This window comes from Idiomarina sp. T82-3 (assembly GCF_001577655.1).
Classification (GTDB): domain Bacteria; phylum Pseudomonadota; class Gammaproteobacteria; order Enterobacterales; family Alteromonadaceae; genus Idiomarina; species Idiomarina baltica.
Genome location: NZ_LSBQ01000008.1, coordinates 74,848 through 97,930 on the forward strand (window position 1 = coordinate 74,848; position 23,083 = coordinate 97,930).

22 protein-coding genes are annotated in these 23,083 nt (G+C 47.5%); 3 read left to right on the forward strand and 19 right to left on the reverse strand.

Annotated elements, in window-relative coordinates; translation table 11 throughout:
- Positions 1 to 18: 18 nt before the first annotated feature.
- The 4 genes from fre to trxA form a co-directional block, all read right to left on the reverse strand.
- Positions 19 to 720, reverse strand: coding sequence for an NAD(P)H-flavin reductase (gene fre / locus AWU56_RS06980; protein WP_286682109.1), 702 nt, complete (start codon positions 718 to 720; stop codon positions 19 to 21).
- Complete coding sequence (gene ubiD / locus AWU56_RS06985) at positions 721 to 2,193, reverse strand: 4-hydroxy-3-polyprenylbenzoate decarboxylase (RefSeq protein ID WP_286682110.1); 1,473 nt, start codon at positions 2,191 to 2,193, stop codon at positions 721 to 723.
- A gap of 3 nt (positions 2,194 to 2,196) precedes the next feature.
- Complete coding sequence (gene rho, locus AWU56_RS06990; protein ID WP_006954424.1) at positions 2,197 to 3,465, reverse strand: transcription termination factor Rho; 1,269 nt, start codon at positions 3,463 to 3,465, stop codon at positions 2,197 to 2,199.
- A gap of 264 nt (positions 3,466 to 3,729) precedes the next feature.
- Positions 3,730 to 4,056, reverse strand: coding sequence for a thioredoxin TrxA (gene trxA / locus AWU56_RS06995; protein WP_006954425.1), 327 nt, complete (start codon positions 4,054 to 4,056; stop codon positions 3,730 to 3,732).
- 93 nt (positions 4,057 to 4,149) lie between these two features.
- Between trxA and rhlB the strand changes: the two genes are divergently transcribed.
- Positions 4,150 to 5,415, forward strand: a complete 1,266-nt coding sequence (gene rhlB, locus AWU56_RS07000; RefSeq protein ID WP_286682111.1) for an ATP-dependent RNA helicase RhlB — start codon at positions 4,150 to 4,152, stop codon at positions 5,413 to 5,415.
- A 1-nt stretch (position 5,416) separates the two neighbouring features.
- Entirely contained in the window at positions 5,417 to 6,355 is a 939-nt protein-coding gene (locus AWU56_RS07005; protein ID WP_286682112.1) for a Ppx/GppA family phosphatase, read from the forward strand.
- On the opposite strand, the gene hemB is transcribed toward AWU56_RS07005, so the two are convergent.
- Genes hemB through AWU56_RS07065 form a run of 12 tightly spaced genes read right to left on the reverse strand, consistent with a single transcriptional unit; the run spans position 6,347 to position 18,631 of the window.
- Positions 6,347 to 7,342, reverse strand: a complete 996-nt coding sequence (hemB, locus tag AWU56_RS07010) for a porphobilinogen synthase (protein WP_006954428.1) — start codon at positions 7,340 to 7,342, stop codon at positions 6,347 to 6,349. The two genes, AWU56_RS07005 and hemB, sit on opposite strands and share 9 nt — an antisense overlap.
- 5 nt (positions 7,343 to 7,347) lie before the next feature.
- Positions 7,348 to 9,132 (reverse strand): sensor domain-containing diguanylate cyclase, encoded by a 1,785-nt coding sequence (locus tag AWU56_RS07015; RefSeq protein ID WP_286682113.1) that lies wholly within the window; start codon positions 9,130 to 9,132, stop codon positions 7,348 to 7,350.
- A 2-nt stretch (positions 9,133 to 9,134) separates the two neighbouring features.
- Positions 9,135 to 9,929, reverse strand: coding sequence for a TatD family hydrolase (locus AWU56_RS07020; protein ID WP_272977627.1), 795 nt, complete (start codon positions 9,927 to 9,929; stop codon positions 9,135 to 9,137).
- 15 nt (positions 9,930 to 9,944) lie between these two features.
- The gene (gene tatC, locus AWU56_RS07025) at positions 9,945 to 10,667 is read right to left on the reverse strand and encodes a twin-arginine translocase subunit TatC (RefSeq protein WP_272977626.1); all 723 of its coding nucleotides are present in this window, start codon (positions 10,665 to 10,667) and stop codon (positions 9,945 to 9,947) included.
- Positions 10,660 to 10,998 carry a Sec-independent protein translocase protein TatB gene (tatB, locus tag AWU56_RS07030; protein ID WP_006954432.1) on the reverse strand — a complete coding sequence of 113 codons (339 nt, stop codon included), beginning with the start codon at positions 10,996 to 10,998 and terminating at the stop codon, positions 10,660 to 10,662. Before tatB ends, tatC begins: the two co-directional genes overlap by 8 nt.
- 6 nt (positions 10,999 to 11,004) lie before the next feature.
- Positions 11,005 to 11,250 carry a twin-arginine translocase TatA/TatE family subunit gene (gene tatA, locus AWU56_RS07035; RefSeq protein WP_006954433.1) on the reverse strand — a complete coding sequence of 82 codons (246 nt, stop codon included), beginning with the start codon at positions 11,248 to 11,250 and terminating at the stop codon, positions 11,005 to 11,007.
- A gap of 7 nt (positions 11,251 to 11,257) precedes the next feature.
- Positions 11,258 to 12,910, reverse strand: a complete 1,653-nt coding sequence (ubiB, locus tag AWU56_RS07040) for a ubiquinone biosynthesis regulatory protein kinase UbiB (protein ID WP_006954434.1) — start codon at positions 12,908 to 12,910, stop codon at positions 11,258 to 11,260.
- A gap of 9 nt (positions 12,911 to 12,919) precedes the next feature.
- A complete protein-coding gene (locus AWU56_RS07045; RefSeq protein ID WP_272977624.1) occupies positions 12,920 to 13,513 on the reverse strand; it encodes a ubiquinone biosynthesis accessory factor UbiJ in 594 nt (197 codons plus the stop codon).
- Entirely contained in the window at positions 13,513 to 14,268 is a 756-nt protein-coding gene (gene ubiE, locus AWU56_RS07050; protein ID WP_006954436.1) for a bifunctional demethylmenaquinone methyltransferase/2-methoxy-6-polyprenyl-1,4-benzoquinol methylase UbiE, read from the reverse strand. Before ubiE ends, AWU56_RS07045 begins: the two co-directional genes overlap by 1 nt.
- Positions 14,269 to 14,320: 52 nt before the next feature.
- The gene (gene recG, locus AWU56_RS07055) at positions 14,321 to 16,396 is read right to left on the reverse strand and encodes an ATP-dependent DNA helicase RecG (RefSeq protein WP_006954437.1); all 2,076 of its coding nucleotides are present in this window, start codon (positions 16,394 to 16,396) and stop codon (positions 14,321 to 14,323) included.
- Between the two features lie 3 nt (positions 16,397 to 16,399).
- Positions 16,400 to 17,092 (reverse strand): tRNA (guanosine(18)-2'-O)-methyltransferase TrmH, encoded by a 693-nt coding sequence (gene trmH / locus AWU56_RS07060; RefSeq protein WP_006954438.1) that lies wholly within the window; start codon positions 17,090 to 17,092, stop codon positions 16,400 to 16,402.
- A gap of 9 nt (positions 17,093 to 17,101) precedes the next feature.
- Complete coding sequence (locus AWU56_RS07065) at positions 17,102 to 18,631, reverse strand: bifunctional GNAT family N-acetyltransferase/carbon-nitrogen hydrolase family protein (protein ID WP_286682114.1); 1,530 nt, start codon at positions 18,629 to 18,631, stop codon at positions 17,102 to 17,104.
- Positions 18,632 to 18,761: 130 nt separating this feature from the next.
- Between AWU56_RS07065 and AWU56_RS07070 the strand changes: the two genes are divergently transcribed.
- Positions 18,762 to 20,111 (forward strand): Na+/H+ antiporter NhaC family protein, encoded by a 1,350-nt coding sequence (locus tag AWU56_RS07070; RefSeq protein ID WP_286682115.1) that lies wholly within the window; start codon positions 18,762 to 18,764, stop codon positions 20,109 to 20,111.
- 17 nt (positions 20,112 to 20,128) lie between these two features.
- Here AWU56_RS07070 and ridA read toward each other — a convergent pair whose 3' ends face one another.
- The 3 genes from ridA to rpoZ form a co-directional block, all read right to left on the reverse strand.
- Positions 20,129 to 20,521 (reverse strand): deaminase RidA, encoded by a 393-nt coding sequence (ridA, locus tag AWU56_RS07075; protein ID WP_286682116.1) that lies wholly within the window; start codon positions 20,519 to 20,521, stop codon positions 20,129 to 20,131.
- A gap of 1 nt (position 20,522) precedes the next feature.
- A complete protein-coding gene (gene spoT / locus AWU56_RS07080; RefSeq protein ID WP_286682117.1) occupies positions 20,523 to 22,628 on the reverse strand; it encodes a bifunctional GTP diphosphokinase/guanosine-3',5'-bis pyrophosphate 3'-pyrophosphohydrolase in 2,106 nt (701 codons plus the stop codon).
- A gap of 170 nt (positions 22,629 to 22,798) precedes the next feature.
- A complete protein-coding gene (gene rpoZ / locus AWU56_RS07085; RefSeq protein WP_006954443.1) occupies positions 22,799 to 23,071 on the reverse strand; it encodes a DNA-directed RNA polymerase subunit omega in 273 nt (90 codons plus the stop codon).
- Positions 23,072 to 23,083: the final 12 nt, after the last annotated feature.

Genomic DNA, 23,083 nt, shown 5'->3' on the forward strand with positions numbered 1-23,083 from the left:
TGTTTAAAATTGGCAAACCTAGATGAATGCCAACGCGTCACCGTGCATATTTTCCATTGGCACATCACGTGCCGTAAAATCATCACGAATGACACGAACCATTTCAAAACGCCCAGCCATATAAATCTGACATTCAGACAAATTCGGCTGCTGAGCCATGACTTCGTGATGGACTAAACCAACGCCATAAGCCCAACCCTGCGGCGCCTCTTCGACCACAGGATGGTAAGTAAATAATGGATGTTGAGTTGCTAATGCCTGCAGCTCCTTATGCAAATAAAGGTCATCCGCCGACTTTGCGCCCCAATAGAAATAAACAGGTTTATCTAAGCCATCTGTCAGCAATTTTTGCAAAATAGAATATGTGTAAGAGAAGCCCGTACCTCCGGCAATCAACACCGTATCTCCAGCACGATCGGACTTAAATACAGCCTCACCCGCCGGTGCTTCAATGGTGAGTTCGCCTTTATCTTTTACAACATCCAATACTTCTGTCGCGTAGCTGTTATCCGGTGGCGCGCCAATATGAAGTAACCATTCTTTATGCGCAGTCGGTGCAGACGCAATGCTAAACGGCCGTTTATCTCGCTCGCCCATCACCACCATTAAGTACTGACCCGCTTCAAATTTTGTCGCCTCAGGTAAGGTCACACTGACTTCCCAGACGTGCTCTGCTAACTGACGGCTCACATGCGCTTTACAGTGCATCACTTGCGACATTTACTTCTCCAAAATATTTAATTCATCCCACAGCGAATCCACGCGCTGCTTGACTGCTTCGCTCATCACGATGGGTTCGCCCCACTCACGATTAGTCTCCCCGGGCCACTTATTCGTGGCATCGAGACCCATTTTTGAGCCTAGACCCGAAACCGGTGAAGCAAAGTCTAAATAGTCAATTGGCGTATGCTCAACCATCGTCGTATCTCGCGCTGGATCCATACGCGTTGTCATCGCCCAAATTACGTCCTTCCAGTCGCGCGCGTTGACATCATCGTCACACACGATGACAAACTTGGTATACATGAATTGTCGTAAAAAAGACCAAACACCCATCATCACACGCTTTGCATGACCGGGGTATTGCTTTTTCATGGTCACAACGGCCAATCGATACGAGCAACCTTCGGGCGGTAAATAAAAGTCGACTATTTCTGGAAACTGTTTTTGTAAAAGCGGAATAAACACTTCGTTCAATGCAACACCCAATACGGCAGGTTCATCCGGCGGACGCCCGGTATAGGTGCTGTGGTAGATAGGGTCTTTACGATGTGTAATATGAGTCACTGTAAATACAGGGAACTCATCCACCTCGTTGTAATAACCTGTATGGTCGCCGTAAGGTCCTTCCGGCGCCATTTCTCCCGGCTCAATATAGCCTTCTAAGATCATCTCAGCGTGAGCCGGCACTTGTAAGTCGTTGCTTACACTCTGAGTCACTTGCGTACGACTATCGCGTAACAAGCCAGCAAAAGCATACTCCGATAAACTGTCTGGAACCGGCGTGACCGCCCCCAAAATTGTTGCAGGATCAGCGCCCAAAGCGACCGACACAGGAAACCGTTCACCCGGATTTTGCTGACACCACTCTTGAAAGTCTAAGGCACCGCCACGGTGCGACAACCAACGCATGATGAGCTTATTTTTGCCAAGTACCTGTTGGCGGTAAATACCCAAGTTCTGACGCTCTTTGTGCGGACCTCGGGTAATCGTTAAACCCCACGTAATTAAAGGTGCTGCATCACCTGGCCAACAATGTTGAATAGGCAACTGGGTCAAGTCAACGTCATCACCCTCTACAACCACTTCTTGGCACGGCGCCTTTTTAATCGACTTAGGTGCCATGCTCAGCACTTTTTTGTACGTGGGTAATAGATTTAGCGCGTCTTTGAAGCCTTTAGGGGGTTCAGGCTCTTTCAAAAAAGCCAGTAGCTTACCGACATCACGCAGTGCAGTGACCGATGTTTGTCCCATACCCATAGCGACACGGTCAGGCGTACCAAACAAATTGGCGAGCACAGGAATCGAGTGACCTTTCACATTCTCAAATAACAATGCCGGCCCGCCCGCTTTTAGCGTGCGGTCGGCAATTTCTGTCATTTCTAAGTATGGATCGATCTCGTGTTGAATACGCTTGAGTTCACCTTTCGCCTCAAGCTGCTGAATAAAATCACGCAGATCTTGATATTTCATAGGTTAACTATTGCGTTGACGCTTCATTGACTCAAAGAACTCGTCGTTGGTTTTGGTCATTTGCAGACGATCGATTAAGAACTCCATGGCCTCAACTTCACCCATCGGGTTCATGATCTTACGTAGTATCCACATCTTCTGCAGTTCGTCTTGAGATGTAAGTAGTTCCTCACGACGAGTACCAGAGCGGTTAAAGTCAATCGCTGGGAATACACGGCGCTCTGCAAGCTTACGGTTTAAGTGCAGCTCCATGTTACCGGTACCTTTAAACTCTTCGTAGATGACTTCATCCATCTTCGAGCCAGTATCAATCAGTGCAGTCGCAATAATGGTTAAGCTACCGCCTTCCTCGACATTACGGGCAGCGCCAAAGAAGCGCTTAGGCTTATGTAACGCATTGGCATCAACACCACCGGTCAGTACTTTACCTGAACTAGGAATCACGGTGTTATAAGCACGCGCTAAACGCGTGATTGAGTCGAGCAAGATAACCACATCTTTTTTGTGTTCAACTAGACGCTTAGCTTTCTCAATCACCATCTCCGCAACCTGCACGTGACGGTTTGCCGGTTCATCAAACGTCGACGCAACCACTTCGCCTTTAACCAAGCGATGCATTTCGGTCACTTCTTCTGGACGTTCATCAATCAACAATACGATGAGTTCCGCTTCAGGGTGATTGGCTGCTAACGACGTTGCAATGTTTTGCAGCAACATGGTTTTACCCGCCTTAGGCGGTGCAACGATAAGACCACGCTGACCTTTACCGATAGGTGCTGATAAATCGAGCACGCGTGCAGTAATGTCTTCAGTACTGCCGTTACCACGTTCAAGATGGAAGCGCTCATTCGCATGAAGAGGCGTCAGGTTTTCGAAAAGGATCTTATTACGTGAGTTTTCTGGTTTATCAAAATTAACTTCACGGATTTTTAGTAGAGCAAAGTAGCGTTCGCTGTCTTTCGGAGGACGGATCTTACCGCCAATCGTATCACCGGTGCGTAAATTAAAGCGTCGGATCTGACTCGGCGAGACATAAATGTCATCGGGTCCTGCGAGATATGAAGAATCGGCTGAGCGTAAAAAGCCAAAGCCATCTTGCAATATTTCTAGGACACCACCGCCGTATATATCCTCACCACTTTTGGCGTGCGCCTTTAAAATCGCGAAGATAATGTCTTGTTTACGCAGACGAGCCATGTTTTCAAGGCCCATGCTATCGGCTAGTTCTACTAATTCATTTACAGGTTTATTTTTAAGTTCAGTCAGATTCATAGGAGGGTTTCGAATTATCGATTCATCACAAAGTCGGTAAGGACTCGCTTAGGTTATAAGTTAGGGTTACATTAAAATTTGAAATTTGGATTCCGAGCGGTTGGAAATCGAGTCAAGAAAGACTTATTTTGCGTGCAATGACTAGCGCACATTGCCTCGATGCTCAGTTAATGAGCAAAACCTAACACCAAACTTCGGATTCGTCCAGTTTTTAGGCCATAAAAATTAAAAAACGGCGTCTTAGACGCCGTTTTTTACGATCAATTAGATGTGTTGATCAAGAAACTCAGTTAATTGAGCTCGAGACAACGCACCTACTTTGGTTGCAACCACTTCACCGTTTTTGAACAACAGCAACGTGGGAATACCACGAATACCATATTTTGGTGGAGTCTGATCGTTATGGTCTACGTTCAGCTTGCCGATGGTCAAACGACCTTCGTAGTCTTTAGAGATGTCGTCTAAAATAGGCGCAATCATTTTACAAGGACCGCACCATTCTGCCCAAAAGTCTACTAAAACAGGTTTATCAGAATTGATGACATCTGCTTCAAAGCTGTCATCGCTAAGCTGAACAATTACTTCACTCATGTTAATCTCCGCTACTCTTTTCGCGACTAATGTGTGTATGATGATATTATTTCTGTTTTTGATTACAAGCGCAAACTGATATGCTTATAACCTATGAATAAAACACATTTAACTGAAACTCGATTCGAAACGCTGGGTTTGCATGACAAAATCCAACAGGCTCTCACGTCTGCAGGATTTGAAAATTGCACGCCTATTCAAGCACTTAGCCTACCAGTGGCGCTCTCTAATCAGGATGTAGCAGGCCAAGCCCAAACAGGTACCGGCAAAACCTTGGCATTTTTGTTAGCAACTTTCAACCGATTAATGCAATCGCAAAAATCGTCTGAGGCGGGTCCCCGCGCTATCATTATGGCACCGACGCGTGAACTTGCGATACAAATTGCCAATGATGCGAAAATTCTTACACAAACATGCGAGCTGAAAACGGCCGTTATTTATGGTGGTGAGGGTTATGAGGCGCAGCAGCAGCAATTAGCAGATAAGCCCGACATCATCATTGGCACAACGGGTCGGATTATTGACTTCTATAAGCAAAGCTTATTCCCTCTCGATAACATCGAGGTAGTCGTACTTGATGAAGCCGATAGGATGTTCGACTTAGGCTTTATCAACGACATTCGTTATTTGCTTAAAGCAATGCCTGACCCTAGTGAGCGACTCAATTTGTTGTTCTCAGCGACTTTATCTTATCGCGTACAGGAACTGGCGTATGAGCATATGAATGCGCCTACCAAAGTCGAGGTGGAGCCTCAACAGAAAACCGGCGTACGTATTTCGGAGGAGCTATTTTATCCGTCTAAGTACGATAAGATGCCGCTGTTGCTGACATTGATTGAGGAAGACTGGCCTGATCGCGCTATCGTATTTGCCAACACCAAGCATGGTTGCGACAAAGTTTATCAATGGCTCGACATTAACGGTCATCGGGTGGGCCTGTTAACGGGCGATGTACCACAAAAGAAACGCCTGAAAATTTTGGATGACTTTGCCGAGGGGCACCTCGATATTTTAGTGGCAACGGACGTCGCAGCACGCGGACTCCACATCCCAGAAGTTACGCACGTTTATAATTTCGACTTACCAGACGACTGCGAAGACTATGTACACCGTATCGGTCGAACAGGTCGTGCGGGAGCGAGTGGCGCAGCTGTTAGTCTTGCATGCGAAGAGTATGTATATAACTTGCCTGCGATTGAAGACTATATTGGTCATACGATCCCGGTTACGAAATACGACGAGACCGCGATTCTGACGGATTTAAAACGTCCTCGAAATCAAAATCGTCGCCGCCGTGGGCCACATCCTAATAACCGTAATCGTAACCGTAATAACAAGCATCGAGGTCCTAAGAACTAACATGACCTCAAATAACCGCCGCATTGCTGCCATTGATTTAGGTTCCAACAGTTTTCACTTACTCTTGGCTGAAATGGTAACGCGCGGCGGTGTTGATTCTCCTCGTATCATCAAACGCGTAAAGCAAAAAGTGCGTTTAGCCGATGGCTTTGATGCCTCTCGAAACATCAGCCAACAAGGTATAGATCGAGCTAAGGCGTGCTTGAATCTGTTTCATGATGAGATCGTTCAGTTCGGTGCGAGCACTGTTAAAGCCGTCGCAACAGCGGCGATGCGCCAAGCGAATAACCAATCGGATGTCCTGCTCGCGCTCGAAACTGCGTTGAAATTTCCTATCGAGATAATTAGTGGGTTACGCGAGGCAGAACTGATATACGCAGGTGTGACCTCAACAGCGCGCAGTCGCGGTGACACGTTGGTCATTGATATTGGCGGTGCGAGTACGGAAATCATTGCGGGCCACGATAAAACCCCCCAGCTATTGCACAGCTTTGATATGGGTTGTGTCGTATTTCAAAATAATTATTTTCCTGAAGGTATTATCACTCGGAGTCGTATCGAGTCCGCGCAAGCACAAGTGCGTAATCAACTCAGTCACTACCAACACGCATTTAAGCGTCTTGGCTGGAAACGCGTCATTGGTGCATCAGGCACCTTCAGAGCAGTGCACGAAATCGCTCAGGCGAATCAGCAAGATACCATCGACAGCGACTATCTAACCTCTTTGGTTTCAAGATGTATTCAATCAGGCGCAGTAAAAAACCTAACATTATTGGGTCTACGCGAGGATCGTAAACCCATTTTCTTAGGTGGCCTGGTGATTTTGGCTACCCTCGTCGAACAATTGGGGATAAACGCCATTGAGATCACCAATGGCGCTTTACGTGAAGGGCTACTCGCTGAAATCTCTCAGCCCAATGAGCAATTAGCGCTACGCTAACTCGCGCGCAACCTGTTTCGCAAAATAGGTGAGAATACCGTCTGCACCGGCACGCTTAAATGCGAGCAAACTTTCCTGCACGACATCGTTCGCTAGCCAACCGTTCTCAATTGCTGCCTGTAGCATCGCGTATTCGCCACTCACTTGATAAGCAAACGTCGGCACTTTAAATTGATCTTTGACTTCGCGGACAATATCTAAGTACGGCATACCGGGTTTGACCATCACCATATCGGCACCTTCTTCGATATCCAGCGCAATCTCATGCAACGCTTCGAGACGGTTAGCCGGGTCCATTTGATAGGTTTTCTTGTCGCCGCCTTTAAGGTTACCTGCTGATCCCACTGCATCCCGGAACGGCCCATAAAATGCACTGGCGTATTTCGCTGAATAAGCCATGATTTGTGTGTTCGAGAAACCCTCACGTTCTAGAGCGTCGCGGATGGCGCCAATACGTCCATCCATCATGTCTGAAGGCGCGACCATATCTGCACCTGCTCGTGCATGGGACAACGCTTGTTTAACCAATACCTCTGTGGTTATATCATTCAATACGTAACCCGACTCGTCGATAATGCCATCTTGCCCGTGGGTGGTAAACGGATCGAGAGCGACATCGGTCATCACACCTAACTGCGGGAATTTGGCTTTAATTGCACGCACTGCACGTTGGGCAAGACCATCGTCATCATATGCAGCTTCAGCCATTTCTGACTTTACTGACGCGGGCGTAACGGGAAATAACGCCACCAGCGGAACCCCAAGCTCTACCAATTCAGCGCATTCATCGAGCAACAAGTCAATGGACTTACGTTCCACACCGGGCATCGAGGGAACTGCTTCGCGTTGCTGCTCTCCCTCTAAAACAAACACGGGATAAATTAAATCATTTACCGTGAGCGAGCTCTCTGCGACCAACCGGCGTCTAAAATCAGATACGCGATTGCGACGCATACGCGTGCGTGGAAAATTGCCATTCGTCGACATGACGGTTACTCCTCAATGGACGTTGTTACAACTTGATCACGGCCCTCGCGCTTGGCTTTGTACAGCGCCGAGTCTGCCGCAGTAAATAAATCGTGCACACTATGATCGCGCGTATTGTCTATCGCTGCAACTCCCGCACTGATAGTTATTGAGTGCTCGCCGTCACGTGTCGAAAACACACATTGCCTAATGTGCTTAACCAACCGCTCAGCGAACACCAAACCGTTCTGAAGGTCTGTTTCCGCTAAAATGAAAGCAAATTCTTCACCACCATAGCGGCAGACTGCATCGGTAGGGCGACGTGCTTGCTTACGCAGTTCCGTACTCACAGCCTGCAAGATATCGTCGCCGACGCCATGACCGTAGGTATCATTCACTGCCTTAAATTTATCAATATCGATCATCAATAGGCACATCGGCCTTTGATTACGGCGGCTACGACGATACTCTCGTTCAATTTGCTGAGTAAAATAACGACGATTATGTAGACCTGTCAAAGGGTCTTCTAAGTTACGTTGCTCTAACTCGTTATTCGCTTCTTGTAGCTCTCGTAACGTGATTTCTAACTCAAATGTTCGCTCCTCTACACGTGTTTCAAGCTCCTCATTGTAACGCTGTTGTGCAATCAAACGTTCTCGCCGTTGCTCGTTATAACGCACCGCCAAAACCCACGAGAGCAACAAAATTTCTAAACCAGAGCCCAGCATGATAGCGTGACGCTGGATAAACATACTGTCGATAATGCCAAGGTAGCCCAACGAGTTGACCATCACGGAGAGAAGTAATGCGCCCCATGCAATGGTGAACATGCGCGCGTAAATTAGACCTTTTTTCCATAAGTAGACGCCAATAATCAATAAATAAAGGCAGCCGGGTACGGCTAATGCGAGTAGCGCATGGATACCGACTTTATAGCTACTGAAAGCACCAACAGCCAGACTAACCAAAGCCAAACCCGCCATGATAAAAAGACCACGCGCTAACGTTCGTCGATAGTTCTTAAGTCGTAATAATTGATAGGCAAATAACGCAGCCGTTAACAGCGTCAAACTCCCAAATATCGGTATACCTTTGTCTTGCAGGTACAGCCAGTTGGGCCATAAATACCGGAAACCAAGTCCATCAAGACTCAGCATTAAACCACCGAAGAAGATCGTATATAAAGAATAGATGCCAAATTCAGGTTCACGTGAAGCGATGAACCCAAATAAGTTATACACGGTCATACAAAAAAGCACGCCAAAATAGAGACCCTCTACAAGCCGTCGCTGTAGCTTGGCATCAAAAAAGTCGGCTTCCGACATCAACGAAACAGGAACACGCATTGAACTTGATGTCACAACTTCGATGAAAACCTCGCCGGTTTGATTCGCCGGTACTGGAATCGCGAAATCAGAAATTAATACCGCTCGTTGAAAAAACGGTTGCTTATCACCTAGGTTGTATTCAATTAAACCGTCATTGGAAAACCAGTGGATGTGAATTGAATCGAGTAATGGATACGCCATGTATAGCACGCGATCATAATCGACGTCGCTAATGTTAAAGGTTAACCAGTAGTGATCATCGGTATAGCCGAATGAGCCGCGTGATCCATTGAGCACATGCCAATTTTCATCTGAGCGCGCCTTCACCGCTTCGATACTTAACGATTCCGGCGTACTAAAGTACTCAATATTTAAGGCTTCTGAGCTCCGACGTTGGTCCATAGTGAGCGATGAAAACACAAACCACAAAACAGTTGCGGCAATCACCACCAAAAATAAAACGATCGAGGACCATCGCGTCATATTCAACTCGAATAGTTGTCAAGTGCGAACAAACGTAAGGCGTTAGCGGTCGTCAATTGTGCAACCTCTGTTACGCTCATACACCAGCTTTCAGCCAGTGCCTCGCCGACGTAGGGCAGATAAGCGGGTTCATTATCTCGCGGTCGCGGGCGAATATTTCGCGGCAGTAGAAAAGGTGCATCGGTCTCAAGAACCGTTCGTTGTTTTGGCAACGCAGGCAATACTGACAATAATTCTTGATTTCTGCGTTCATCACACAGCCAGCCCGTTAGACCAAAGCAATGTCCACGTTCGTTATAGGCATCTAAGGCCTTATGCCCGCCTGTAAAGCAATGAGTCAGTCGTGGCAACTTGGGCTTCGCGTAACGGTCGAGTAGACTAATTTGTTCTTCCAGCGCATCACGCTCATGGAGATAAAGTGGCAAAGATAACTCATTGGCCACCTCGATCTGTTGAATAAATACACGCTTTTGATTTGCTGAGCTTGCGAAGTTGCGATTAAAATCCAAGCCACATTCGCCAATGGCTTTAACAAATGGAGATTGGGCTAATTCAAAGAGTTGAGACTGAAGGTCTGTTGGCGCGTTATCAGCTTCATGCGGGTGAACACCCACGGTCGTATACAATGAGTCAGGAAAGCGTTCACACAGCTCGATCGCTGCATGCGCTTCAGCAATATCGGTTGCAATAACAAGTTGATGACTCACGCCGGCCGCACGTGCTCGCGTAATAACGGACTCAAGTTGGCGATGAAGCCGAGTATGTGTCAGATTTACGCCCGCATCGAACCATTCCATAAAGCCCACTTTAATTTAATTATCGTTCAATTTGGGTTTATACCAGCTTCCAATAATAAGACCAAGCTCAAACAATAGCCACATTGGTATCGCCATTAGCGTTTGTGAGATAACGTCTGGGGGTGTCAACAACATACCGATAGTGAAGGCCGCGACAATAACGTATGGCCTTTTTTTACGTAAACTAGCCGGTGACGCGACGCCCGACAAAATAAGTAAAAAGATAGCGACAGGAGTCTCAAATGCGATACCGAAAGCGACAAAAATCGCCAAAACGAAATCGAGATAGTTGGAAATATCTGTAGCAACCTGAATGTCATCGGGTGCCGCTGCCATAAAGAAGCTCATGGCGAGCGGCAACACAACGAAGTACGCAAACGCGACCCCCAGATAGAACAGCAAGGTGCTACTGGCTAAGAGCGGCACAACAAAGCGCTTTTCTTTTTTGTATAAACCCGGCGCAATAAAAGCCCATATTTGCCATAAAATGACAGGGATAGCTAAAGCAAAGGCAACCACAAAGGTCAGCTTGAAAGGCGTGAAAAAGGGTGCTGCTACATTCGTTGCTATCATTTGCGACCCTTCCGGCAAATAGCGGATAAGCGGGTCAGCAAGAAGGCGATAAAGATCCTTCGCGAAATACGCCAATCCAGCAAATACAACAACGACCGCGATGACAGCTCTGAGCAAGCGTTTACGAAGCTCGATAAGGTGACTAAGGAGAGGCGAATCAGTCATGCTTTTTAGGCTCAGTATCAGATTCTTTTGCCGCTTGGTAGGGGCGCTGAACGTCAGCTGCGGCATTTTGTAACTCAACGATTGAACGCTGTAACTCAGGACTTAATTCGTGAAAATCTTTGCCTTCTTGCTCGAACTTACGTAAATGCTCGTGTAGCTCTTTAACTCTGAGTTCATGATCAAGCTCATTTTGTACGTTTTGAGAGAACGACTTTACTTTCGCTATACCTCGCTGAACGCCACGCAAAGCAGACGGCAAGCGCTCGGGCCCTAGCACTAATAGACCGACCACGATAATGACCAGCAACTCCCAAAATCCAATATCGAACATAAAAAATTAGGCGTTCTTATCTTTCTCGGATTCGCTGGTTGTGCTTTCCGTTTGTTGGTTTTGCTTCAGGTTTTTGGTTGGCTCACCGTCTTCGTTAGCGTCGTCATCCTTTTTAGGTTCGTCACTCACTGACTTTTTAAAGCCGCGTACAGCACTGCCAACGTCTGAACCGAGGTTTCGTAGGCGCTTACTACCAAAAAGTAGCACGATAATGAGTAATAAAATCAGTAATTGCCAAGGACCTGGACTCATAATTCACCTATTCCTTTATCTTAATTTGAGGGCGCGCGCGCCACGCTTTTAATCCAACCATTACGGTAAGTATACCAGAACCCAGCGCCCACGCAGCAGTGCCCTGGCTAATTAACCATACCGAGCTGACAACTCCGCTTGCCGTCAAAATAGTCCAAAACTGACTAGTGGCCGCTTGCTGTTGCGTCATCAACTGCTCTATGCGGTGCCGCTCTAGCTGCGCTTGAATACGTTGTTGCGAACGCAGTCCATCGTACAATAGATTCGGGAGCTCTGGCAGCTTTTCGGCCCAATAAGGTGCGTTTTCCTTCACTGAACGCACCACCGCTCGCCATCCTAGTTGCTCATTCATCCAACGCTCTAAAAACGGTTTAGCGGTCTTCCATAAATCCAATTCAGGATACAACTGGCGACCTAACCCCTCGATATACAGTAAGGTCTTTTGTAAAAGTACCAACTGCGGTTGTACTTCCATCTGAAACCGACGGGCGGTATTAAAAAGATTGACTAGCACATGCCCGAATGAAATCTCCGCGAGAGGTTTTTCGAATATGGGTTCGCACACCGTTCGGATCGCTGATTCAAATTCTTCGATATTTGTTTCTCGTGGCACCCACCCCGAATCCACATGAAGCTCAGCCACTTTACGGTAATCGCGATTAAAAAAGGCGAGGAAGTTTTCAGCTAAGTAACGTTTATCTTCACGATTGAGGGTGCCGACGATACCAAAATCAATACCGATGTACCGAGGGTACGTCGGGTCATCCTTGGCGACAAAAATATTGCCTGGATGCATATCCGCGTGAAAGAAGCTATCGCGAAACACTTGTGTGAAGAACACTTCGACTCCACGCTCCGCTAACTTTTTCATATCCACGCCACGTGCCTTCAACATATCGACTTCGCTGACAGGGATCCCGTCGATACGCTCCATTACCATCACGTTTTTACGACTTAAATCGCTGTAAACCGTGGGGATATAAAGTAACTCAGAGTCCTCAAAGTTGCGCTTTAACTGAATAGCGTTGGCGGCTTCACGCAACAAATCTAATTCATCCAATAACGTCTTACGATATTCTCGTACCACTTCTTTCGGTTTTAATCGACGTCCATCGGGCAAATGCCGCGCTAATACGGCAGCAAGCGATTCCATCAGCTCTAAGTCAGCATTAATCGTCTCACGTATGTCTGGACGAATCACCTTAATGACGATGTCTTTAAGCTCGCCATCTTTTTGTTTTAGCTTGGCTGTATGTACTTGAGCGATCGATGCAGAGGCTAATGGCTTAACAGCGAAGTCTTGAAACAACTCACCGATATGCTCAATATCTAACGACTTTTCAATGATGCGTTGTGCTGCATGGCCATCGAATGGCGCCACGCGATCTTGCAAATAGGCCAGTTCCAATGCGATGTCTGGGGGCAGTAAGTCACGCCGCGTCGACAACATTTGGCCGAACTTGACCCAGACAGGACCCAGCGACTCCAGCGCTAAACGCAAACGCTCTCCAGCGGGCTTTTCTTTATGCTTATTAGGCCACCAAAACATCATATGGCGCCCAAAACGCAGATACCACGGTAGCCAACGTGCCGGAATCAAGTCATCCAAACCATAATTTAAAAAGGTTTTTGCAATGCGATATATACGTTTACTGCGCATGCTGGGTCTCTACTTTAATTTTCGCTGAAGTCGCTCAATTTGCGCACGCAAAGCCTGCACATCGTCTTTAAATAACTCGAATTCCAAACGGTTAGGAAGCACTTGCTTTTCTTCTGTGAGTACACCTTTTAGCCAACGTTGACGCATTTCACTTTGTTGCTGAAAGCGCTCGCGACTCTGTTTAAACAAGGTACTGATACGGTGCGCCATACCGTCACCGAGTTTTTCGGCTAGTTTGGCTTCCCAATCAATATCCAGCGCTTTAACCAAATTCACCAATTGCTGCGCTAGCATGGGGTCGCCATCAATATCCAGTTTATCGGCTTTAATAAGGCGCGTAAGATTAGCCGTATCGCTTAACTCTGGTAACACGCCAAGTTCCGTTTTTACATGGCAATCCAGTTCACCGCCATCATCAACAGAGCTTAAGTTGAGTCCGTCGGTGTGCACAGCGATATTGATATCAAAGGGTAGCTCTTTGAAGCTAAATCGAAAATGCTTACCCGCCAACTGATTTAATCGCTCGGTTGAATTCGGGTCCTGCTGCAACAGTGCATTGATAGTGCGCTCAAGCACCATCCACGGAATCAATTGCCAAATCATTAAAATTTGTATCCTCGATGAAGTGCGACAATACCGCCCGTCAAGTTTTGATAGTCGGCGTTCTCGTAACCCGCTTCCGACATCATCTGTTTCAGTGTCTCTTGATCAGGATGCATACGAATCGACTCAGCTAAATACTGGTAACTGTCTGCATCATTGGCAACCAGTTGCCCCATTTTGGGCAGAATATTAAATGAGTAAAAGTCGTAAAGCTGATTCAGCGTCGCTGTTGTTGGCTTGGAAAACTCTAAGATCAGTAAACGACCGCCTGGCTTCAATACCCGTAACATTGATCGTAAAGCAGCTGGCTTATCGGTCACATTTCGCAAACCAAAAGCAATAGTCACAATATCAAAACTATTATCAGCAAAGGGCAGGTTTTCCGCATCGGCTTGTACACAATTAACATTTCCCACGATGCCCTTGTCGCGCAATTTATCGCGACCCACTTTAAGCATGGCATCATTGATATCAGCTAAAACAACTTCGCCTGTCTCGCCAACGCGGCGTGAAAACTGTGCCGTTAAGTCGCCCGTGCCACCGGCAATATCGAGCACTTTCATGCCTTTACGTACACCACTGCAGTCAATGGTATAGCGCTTCCAAACACGGTGGATCCCCATCGACATGAGGTCATTCATAACATCATATTTGGCTGCCACTGAGTTGAATACATTGGCAACGAGGCCCTTTTTCGCATCCTTTGGCACGCGCTGGTAGCCAAAGTCGATTCCATCTTCGTGTTTATCTGACATAATTTTTCCTAACGACTTTTTACCCTATTGTACGGGCGTCACTGCTGTAATACTACACCTGAGCGTAATGATCTCGCCGTGGTAACCACCGCGCAATCAACGCATTGACAGTGTTGGGGTACTTGCGAATAAGCTCCTCGGCAACCGTCTGAGCCTCGGGTATTAATACCTCATCACGTTCAATATCCGCCACTTTCATCTGTGTTAGACCGGTTTGTCGTTGTCCGAGAAGTTCACCGTACCCTCTGATCTCCATATCTCGTTGCGCGATCACAAAACCATCATTACTATCCCTTAATACGGACAAACGCTCGGTCGCGGTTCTTGATAAGGGCGTTTTGTAGAGCAAAACACAATGACTCGCTACCGAGCCTCGACCCACACGTCCTCGCAACTGATGAAGCTGCGCTAAGCCTAACCGTTCTGGGTTCTCGATAATCATTAAAGATGAATTAGGTACATCGACACCCACCTCGATCACAGTGGTCGCCACCAGCAAGTCAATTTCGCCGCTTTTAAAACGCGACATTACCGCTTCCTTTTGGTCGGCTTTCATACGCCCATGCACGAGCCCGACCGTCAACCCATCCAGTTGTTCTTGTAACTCCGTTGCGGTGTCTTCAGCCGCCTGACATTCCAACACCTCAGATTCTTCAATCAAAGTACAGACCCAATAAGCTTGTCGACCTTCGTGAGTACACACTTCGCGCACACGCTCGATCACTTGGTCACGTCGTGTATCCGGGATGACAACGGTTGTGATCGGTGTACGCCCCGGCGGTAGCTCGTCAATTACTGACGTCGCTAAGTCCGCATAGGCGGTCATCGCTAACGTTCGCGGAATCGGTGTGGCTGTCATAATTAATTGGTGCGGTTGAAAGCCCGCTTGTACACCTTTTTCTCGCAATTGTAACCGCTGGTGCACACCAAAACGGTGCTGTTCATCAATAATAACTAACGCGAGTGAGTGATAGTGCACGTCGGCTTGAAATAATGCATGGGTGCCTACAATTAGCTGAACTCTACCGCTCGCAAGCTGCTCCAACGTGCGCTGACGCGCCTTGCCCTTGCTGCGCCCACTGAGCCAAGCAACTTCAATACCCAAGGGTGCGAACCATTGCTCGAACGTCAGCGCATGCTGTTCTGACAGAATTTCGGTGGGCGCCATAATCGCCACTTGATGACCTTGTTCGATAGCAGCCAATGCGGCCAGGGCCGCCACGAGCGTTTTCCCCGAGCCCACGTCACCTTGCACCAAACGCATCATCGGCTGTTCGCGCGCGAGATCCGCATGGATTTCACTTAATACGCGCTGCTGTGCAGCCGTTGGCTTAAACGGGAGTTGCTTTAAGAATTCACTTTGTAAGTGCGGATCCGCATTCAGCGCATGTGCACGCTCTTGCTGACGTTTTTCACGTAACTGCAATAAACTGACCTGATGTGCAATCAATTCTTCCATTGCTAACCGCTGTTGTGCAGGATGTGACCCCTGTTCAAGTTGCGCAAGACCAACATCCTTGGGCGGGTTATGCAGTGTTTTGAGTGCCTCGACCAAAGATAGATCGTGGGGCTGAAGAGGTTCTGGCAATAACTCGGGCAACGCTCGCTCGGTCACATAAGAGAGAGCTTGGTCGATAATCTTACGTAGAGAAGCCTGATAGACGCCCTCGGTCGTGGGATAGATAGGCGTCAAGGTATCGGGTAACTCAATCGCGTCGGATGAAGAAAGTACACGATATTCGGGATGAATCACTTCTAGACCGCTAAGCCCCGCACGCACTTCACCAAAGACTAATAACGAGGTGCCAGCGCTGAACTGTTTTAGTTGCGCAGCGCTAAATTGGAAAAAGCGCAATGTCATAGTGCCGGTTTCGTCACGCACTCGGCACACCAACATACGCTTGCGACCATATTTAATGTCCGCATTATCGACAGTTACCTGAAAGTGACCCGCCACCCCAGGACGCGCATAAGCAATTCGGTAAACCTGTGTGCGATCCTCATACCGCGCAGGTAGATGAAAGATCGCATCATTTACCGTCACTAAGCCCAGCTTTTCCAACTTCTTAGCGACTTTATCGCCGACTCCTTTGAGCGTGGTCAGTGGAATTTTGCTGAGAGGCTGCATTGATTAGGCTCGCTTTTTAGCGGCGCGCATGGCTAACCACCACTCGTTATCCGCGACAATTTGTCCGTGTTCATCTAGCGGAGGATACGGTAGTCCCTTGCGTTTACAGGCTTTGGCATAAATTGGGTGGCCACCTTCAAACAATACCCGATGCTGTTCGGTATCACTTAAACGCATAGCGTCATACATACCCGCTTGCTCTCGCTGACGCTGCGCCTCATAAAGCATCACCGCACCTGCCACTGAGACATTCAGCGACTGCACCATACCCACCATCGGAATCTTGACGTGATGATCGGCAATTTTCAGCGCCTCTTCGGTCGCACCATGCTTTTCCTGACCTAACAAGATTGCAGTAGGCTGGGTGTAATCGATTTCACGAAAATCCACCGCTTGATCAGACAAGTGAGTCACTACCACTTGCATACCCTGTTGCTTTATTTGCTCTACCGCAGGGCTTAACTGGCTATGATGATGCACGTTAACCCAGTTTTGACTTCCCAAAGCAGTGCCGCCGGATACACGCATTTTACTGCTAAGCCAAATGGCATGCATTTCATGGACGCCGACAGCATCCGCAGTACGCACCACCGCAGATAAATTATGATGCTTATGCACCCCTTCCATGACGACGGTTAAGTCGGGCTGGCGAAACGCCAGCATCTCGGTAATGCGTTGATAACGTTCTGGACTCATTGATAGCCTTTAACTTCTATGCTTTCTTACTACATCGTAAATATCAGTACGACGATCTTTCTTATTAGTCACTGAACCTTCGTGATGCAGATAACGCAGTTCATCTAAATTCAAATCAGAGAACATTAACATTTCTGTATTCGGAGTCGTCTCTGACATCACCGCATCGTGTGGGAAGGCAAAGTCTGACGGCGAAAATACAGCAGACTGCGCGTATTGTACGTCTAAGCTTTCGACTTCAGGTAAGTTACCAACACTGCCACAAATCACTACGTAACACTCGTTTTCAACGGCACGTGCCTGTGCACAGTGGCGAACTCGCAGATACGCGTTCCGTGTATCGGTCCAAAAGGGCACAAACAAGATCTCAAGTCCCTCTTCAGCCATAATACGACCCAACTCAGGAAATTCGACGTCGTAACAAATCAAAATACCGACACGCCCCGCATCGGTGTCAAATACGCGCACATCATCGCCGCCTTCAATGACCCAGTCACGCTTCTCGTGCGGAGTGATATGCAGTTTACGCTGCTCTTCAACTGAGCCATCGCGACGACACAGGTAAGACACGTTGTAAATACTCTCGCCTTCTTGTAATGGCATTGAGCCCGTGATGATATTGACGTTGTAACTGACCGCCATTTGCGACATTTCGCGTTTAAATCGCTCGGTGAAACCGGCGAGAAAGCGAATAGCATTCATCTGTTGACTCTGATCGGTTAACCCCATCAGCGGCGCATTAAAGAATTCAGGTAGCACAGCAAAGTCACTCTGATAGCTTGAAAGCGCATCAACAAAGTACTCGACTTGCTGCAGAAGCTCATCGACAGACTCGACTGACCGCATTTGCCACTGCACCGCACCAACACGCACATTCTGAACCCGCGTATTCAACATGTTTGTCGAAGGATCGTAGAGGAAATTATTCCACTCCAACAACGTGGCGAAACCACGCGAACGTTCGTCCTCAGGCAAATATTTTCCGAGCAAACGCTTCACACTAAAGTCGTTCGCTAACTGGAACGTGAGAATCGGATCATAAATTTCACGACGTTGAACTTTGTCTAAGTACTGTGACGGAGACAGATCGTTTGAGTACTTGTGATAATTAACGATACGTCCACCGGCAAGAATAGCGCGCAGGTTTTTCTGTCGGCATAGCTCTTTGCGTGCATCGTATAAACGACGGCCTAAACGATAACCGCGATAATCCGGATGAATCAGCACATCAAGGCCATACAATGCATCGCCTTTCTTATCATTAAGAATGGCTTCGCGATGCCCAATCAAATCATCGTAAGTGTGCGGGTTCGAAAATTTGTTATAGGCAACTTTCACGGTCAACGCGACACCAATAATACGACCATTATCTTCGAGGCAAAACTGTCCTTCGGCGAAGTCTTTGATTAACTTCTCGATGGTAAAACGGCTCCACGCACCACCGATATCGGTGTAGATGGCATCCATTAACTCTTTTAACTGCTCGTAATCATCTAGTCGAAGATTACGAATCTGAAGATGCAATTCTTCTGGGCTCATACTTGCCTCTTTACGTCAATTACTATACGAGTAGTGTACACGGTTTTTAATAAAGGTTGCATCACAACAGTTAGCTATATAAACTTCTGGACGTCTAAATATAATAATGAATTAACCATAAAGGTCACCTATGTCGTCACAAATTCCTGCGCAACCCGCCAGCGCTAAGGCGCTGTTGCCACTCGCCTTGTTCCTCGCGCTGTTTTTAGGAACAGGCATTTATTTTCAGTCAGAGGGTGTGGAATACGCTTTTTATCAACTGCCAAGTCCCGTCGCTATTTTACCTGCGATTGCGTTAGGTATTTTGCTCAGCAAACAAGCGTTCGAGGAACGCATCGCCACCTTTGTCGCGGGCGTGGGTGACAGCAACATTGTCACCATGTGCATGATCTATTTATTAGCCGGCGCATTTTCTACGGTCGCCGAAGCAACCGGTGGTGTTGATGCCATGGTAGCTCTGGGGTTAGGTATTATCCCGGCGTCATTTCTCCTGCCTGGCCTGTTTATTATTGCTGGTGTGATCTCGACCGCAATGGGGACTTCAATGGGTACCTTGGCTGCCCTCGCTCCCGTCGCGTTGGGCATTGGCGAAGCAACAGATATCAGTCTGCCTTTGCTCGCAGGGGTCTTGGTCAGTGGTGCCATGTTCGGTGATAACTTATCCATCATTTCAGACACAACAATTGCAGCCACACGCACACAAGGCTGCAGTATGCGAGACAAGTTTAAAGCAAACTTAAAAATCTCGATTCCCGCAGCGATCATCACCTTGCTGTGGTTAGTCAGTTACGACACCAGTAACGCGCCTTTGAACATTCCTGAAGCCAACCTATGGTTATGTATTCCCTACTTCGCCATCATTGTGCTAGCAGTAATGGGCTTGAATGTATTTGCGGTGTTAGGTCTCGGTATCGTATTGGCTGCTGCATTTGGCATGGTTGCGGTAGATTACCAGTGGGTGAAATTTAGTCAGGATATCTACAATGGCTTTTCATCGATGCAAGAAATCTTCTTGCTGTCGTTGCTGATAGGTGGGCTTTCGGGCTTGATCCGTCAGCAGGGCGGTTTGGCTTTCCTTGCCAAAGCCGTTGAAGCGGTCACCAGCCGCTTAAGTAAGCACAAACAACGGTCTTCTGCGCTTGGCGTCGCTGGCCTTACATCACTTACAAATCTCTGTGTTGCGAATAACACGGTGAGTATTCTGCTTGCGGGAGAAGTCAGTGCACGCTTAGCTAAAAAAGGTAATTTAGCAGCGCGCCAAAGCGCCAGCTTATTGGATATTTTTGCCTGTGTTGTGCAAGGCGTATTGCCTTATGGCGCGCAGGCATTACTCATGGGGGCGAGTTTCGGTATTTCGCCATTATCGGTGAGTATCCATACCGGCTATTGCTTTATCTTAGGTGCAGTCGCTTTGGTGATTATCGTATGGCGCAAGCCACTTGAAGATCGTATACCGGAGCAAACAGAAGCGGTCACTTAGACCGCTTCTATCAAAAATTAATTGGTGCTTGGTAATTCGAGAATACCGTCGATTTCAATCTGAGCACCTTTGGGCAGCTGCTTCACACCAATAGCCGCGCGCGCTGGATAAGGTTTGCTGAAGTGGCGAGCCATGACCTCATTGACGATGGCAAACTCACCTAAATCAGTTAAGTAGATTTGTACTTTCACCATATCCTGAAGTTCGCCACCGGCGGCTTCACACACTGCTGCTAGGTTCTTAAATACCTGCTCGGCTTGCTGTTGAAAGTCCTCAGAGACCAAGTCCATGGTTTCTGGATCAAGCGGAATCTGACCCGAAAGGTAGACAGTCGTGCCAATTTTTACCGCTTGCGAGTAAGTGCCGATCGCCGCAGGCGCTTTATCTGTTGCAATGATTACTTTAGACATTTTACTTCCTTAAGCGCGTCACGCGCTGAACATCGGGCATCTTACGGATATGACGGATCACGTCAGCAAGATGCTTTCTATTTTTAATAGTCAGTGCCACATCAATGAAATAAATGTTGGCATCGATTTCTTCAGTTTTAAGACCATCGATATTACAACCCGTCGTCGCAATAGCTGACGTGAGTTTAGCGAGCGCACCTTGATGGTTAATAATCTCGATTCTAATCTCTGAAATAAATTCCGCTTCAGGGTTATTATCCCACTCCACTGGAAAGTAGCGGCCTGGCTCTTCCTCATGACCGCGAACGTTTTTACACTCACGACGGTGAATGACCAGACCTTTCCCTGGACTCACATGAGCAATAATGTCGTCACCAGGAATGGGTCGACAGCATTTCGCAAAACTCACCAATAGCCCCTCGGCACCCTTAATGGATAAACTCTTGCGACTCAAACTTTCGTCCTTGAGAGGCTGCAGCTCACCCAGTAAGCGCTTTGCAACTGCCAATGACATGAGGTTACCCAGGCCAATTTGTTTTAATAACTCGCCACGTGTTTCTATTTTAAGCTCCGCGATTACCCGCTCAAACTCAGCGTTCGGAATCTCATCATAGCTCAGCGAACCTAAAGCAGATCGCAATAGACGCTCGCCTAAATGCTCAGCTTCAGATGCTTGCTGTCCTTTCAAAAACTGTCTAATTTTCGCACGAGCCTTGCCCGTTACAACGAAGTTGAGCCATGCGATATTAGGCCGTGAACCTGGAACGGTTTTAATTTCTACCGTTTGTCCCGTTTCCAATGGTTTACTCAATGAGTAAGTGCGATGATTAACACGAGCTCCGACGCATGTATTGCCCACATCGGTATGTACTGCATAAGCGAAGTCGACAGCAGTAGCACCTTGAGGTAACTCGACGATGCGCCCGTCTGGCGTAAATACGTATATTTCGTCGGGGAACAAATCCGATTTCACGTTTTCAATAAACTCGAACGAACTACCGGCGCTTTGTTGCAGCTCCAGCAGGCTTTGCATCCATTTACGCGCTCTTACCTGAGCCGTGGTGCCCGAGTCATCATTATTTTTATAAAGCCAGTGTGCAGCCACCCCGCGATCGGCCATCAAGTCCATTTCTTCCGTACGAATTTGAATCTCGACAGGGACGCCGTGGGGCCCTTTGAGGGACGTATGTAGCGACTGGTAACCGTTCGATTTCGGAATCGCAATGTAGTCTTTAAAACGTGTTTCAATCGGTTTGTATAAGTTATGCAGCGCGCCCAACACGCGATAACACGTATCCACGGAATCAACGATGACACGAAAAGCATAAATGTCCATCACCTGATTAAAGCGCAACTCTTTGTTCAGCATCTTGCGATAAATACTATGCAAATGCTTCTCGCGTCCCATCACTCGCGCGCTGATGTGGTTACCTTCAAGTCGAGCCTGAATTTCATGCTGAACACGCTCCATAAACTCACGACGATTGCCGCGCGCTTTTTTGACCTCCGACTCTAGAAGTTTCGCGCGCCATGGAAACAGCGCCCAAAAGCCGAGTCGTTCGAGTTCATTTTTAACATCGTGAATACCCAATCGATGCGCAAGCGGGGCATAAATTTCTAGTGTCTCTCGGGCAATCCTGCGACGTTTATCGGGTCTTAAGTGCTGTATTGTTCGCATGTTATGCGTACGGTCAGCTAGCTTGATCAAAATGACGCGAATATCCTGCGTCATCGCCATGATCATTTTACGATAGTTTTCGGCTTGCGCTTCTTCTTTGGAATTAAACTGCAATTTATCAAGCTTTGATACACCCTCGACCAACGAGGCAACCGTTGACCCAAACATCTCAGCGAGTTCTTCTTCTTTAATCTCGGTATCTTCGATCACATCGTGTAGTAGAGCCGCCATCAACGTTTCATGGTCAAGGCGCATATCGGCAAGCAAACTAGCCACAGCGACTGGGTGGGTTATATAAGGCTCACCGCTGCTGCGCTTCTGACTACTGTGGGCATCCTTGGCCACTTTAAAGGCATGTTCAACACGATCAATTTGATCGCTTGGTAAATACTCACTTATTTGATTTTTCAGGCCTTCAAATAAATACACCGAAAGACTCCATTTGTGGGCGATAAGGCAAAGTTTCTTCTGCGGTTAATACCGACACTAACTGACAGCATAAGAGCAAAAGACAAAAAAGCCAACGGAATACACCGTTGGCTTTTAGTATGAGTGCGAACTCATTGTGCTAAAGGGCTAGCCTCTAGCTAATAATTAGCTTATTCAACGCGACGCAACGCATCAACGGCGCGCATCTCTTCTGCGTCTGCTTCTTGCTGCGCTGCACGTTCTTCGGCATCTAAACGATCTGCGTCGATTTTACCCTGCTCGATCTCGCGTAAAGCGATAACCGTGGGCTTCTCGTTTTTAGTTTCAACCAATGGATCTTTGCCTTGGACTGACAGCTGACGCGCTCGGCGTGCAGCAAGCAAGATCAAATCAAAACGGTTACCTACGCGGTCAACAGCGTCTTCTACAGTTACGCGAGCCATGCTCTACTCTCC

Excerpts from the sequence above, each read along its gene's own strand:
- fre (WP_286682109.1), bottom strand. The coding sequence starts at position 720 with ATGTCGCAAGTGATGCACTGTAAAGCGCATGTGAGCCGTCAGTTAGCA.
- ubiD (WP_286682110.1), bottom strand. The coding sequence starts at position 2,193 with ATGAAATATCAAGATCTGCGTGATTTTATTCAGCAGCTTGAGGCGAAA.
- rho (WP_006954424.1), bottom strand. The coding sequence starts at position 3,465 with ATGAATCTGACTGAACTTAAAAATAAACCTGTAAATGAATTAGTAGAA.
- trxA (WP_006954425.1), bottom strand. The coding sequence starts at position 4,056 with ATGAGTGAAGTAATTGTTCAGCTTAGCGATGACAGCTTTGAAGCAGAT.
- rhlB (WP_286682111.1), top strand. The coding sequence starts at position 4,150 with ATGAATAAAACACATTTAACTGAAACTCGATTCGAAACGCTGGGTTTG.
- AWU56_RS07005 (WP_286682112.1), top strand. The coding sequence starts at position 5,417 with ATGACCTCAAATAACCGCCGCATTGCTGCCATTGATTTAGGTTCCAAC.
- hemB (WP_006954428.1), bottom strand. The coding sequence starts at position 7,342 with ATGTCGACGAATGGCAATTTTCCACGCACGCGTATGCGTCGCAATCGC.
- AWU56_RS07015 (WP_286682113.1), bottom strand. The coding sequence starts at position 9,132 with ATGACGCGATGGTCCTCGATCGTTTTATTTTTGGTGGTGATTGCCGCA.
- AWU56_RS07020 (WP_272977627.1), bottom strand. The coding sequence starts at position 9,929 with ATGGAATGGTTCGATGCGGGCGTAAATCTGACACATACTCGGCTTCAT.
- tatC (WP_272977626.1), bottom strand. The coding sequence starts at position 10,667 with ATGACTGATTCGCCTCTCCTTAGTCACCTTATCGAGCTTCGTAAACGC.
- tatB (WP_006954432.1), bottom strand. The coding sequence starts at position 10,998 with ATGTTCGATATTGGATTTTGGGAGTTGCTGGTCATTATCGTGGTCGGT.
- tatA (WP_006954433.1), bottom strand. The coding sequence starts at position 11,250 with ATGAGTCCAGGTCCTTGGCAATTACTGATTTTATTACTCATTATCGTG.
- ubiB (WP_006954434.1), bottom strand. The coding sequence starts at position 12,910 with ATGCGCAGTAAACGTATATATCGCATTGCAAAAACCTTTTTAAATTAT.
- AWU56_RS07045 (WP_272977624.1), bottom strand. The coding sequence starts at position 13,513 with ATGATTTGGCAATTGATTCCGTGGATGGTGCTTGAGCGCACTATCAAT.
- ubiE (WP_006954436.1), bottom strand. The coding sequence starts at position 14,268 with ATGTCAGATAAACACGAAGATGGAATCGACTTTGGCTACCAGCGCGTG.
- recG (WP_006954437.1), bottom strand. The coding sequence starts at position 16,396 with ATGCAGCCTCTCAGCAAAATTCCACTGACCACGCTCAAAGGAGTCGGC.
- trmH (WP_006954438.1), bottom strand. The coding sequence starts at position 17,092 with ATGAGTCCAGAACGTTATCAACGCATTACCGAGATGCTGGCGTTTCGC.
- AWU56_RS07065 (WP_286682114.1), bottom strand. The coding sequence starts at position 18,631 with ATGAGCCCAGAAGAATTGCATCTTCAGATTCGTAATCTTCGACTAGAT.
- AWU56_RS07070 (WP_286682115.1), top strand. The coding sequence starts at position 18,762 with ATGTCGTCACAAATTCCTGCGCAACCCGCCAGCGCTAAGGCGCTGTTG.
- ridA (WP_286682116.1), bottom strand. The coding sequence starts at position 20,521 with ATGTCTAAAGTAATCATTGCAACAGATAAAGCGCCTGCGGCGATCGGC.
- rpoZ (WP_006954443.1), bottom strand. The coding sequence starts at position 23,071 with ATGGCTCGCGTAACTGTAGAAGACGCTGTTGACCGCGTAGGTAACCGT.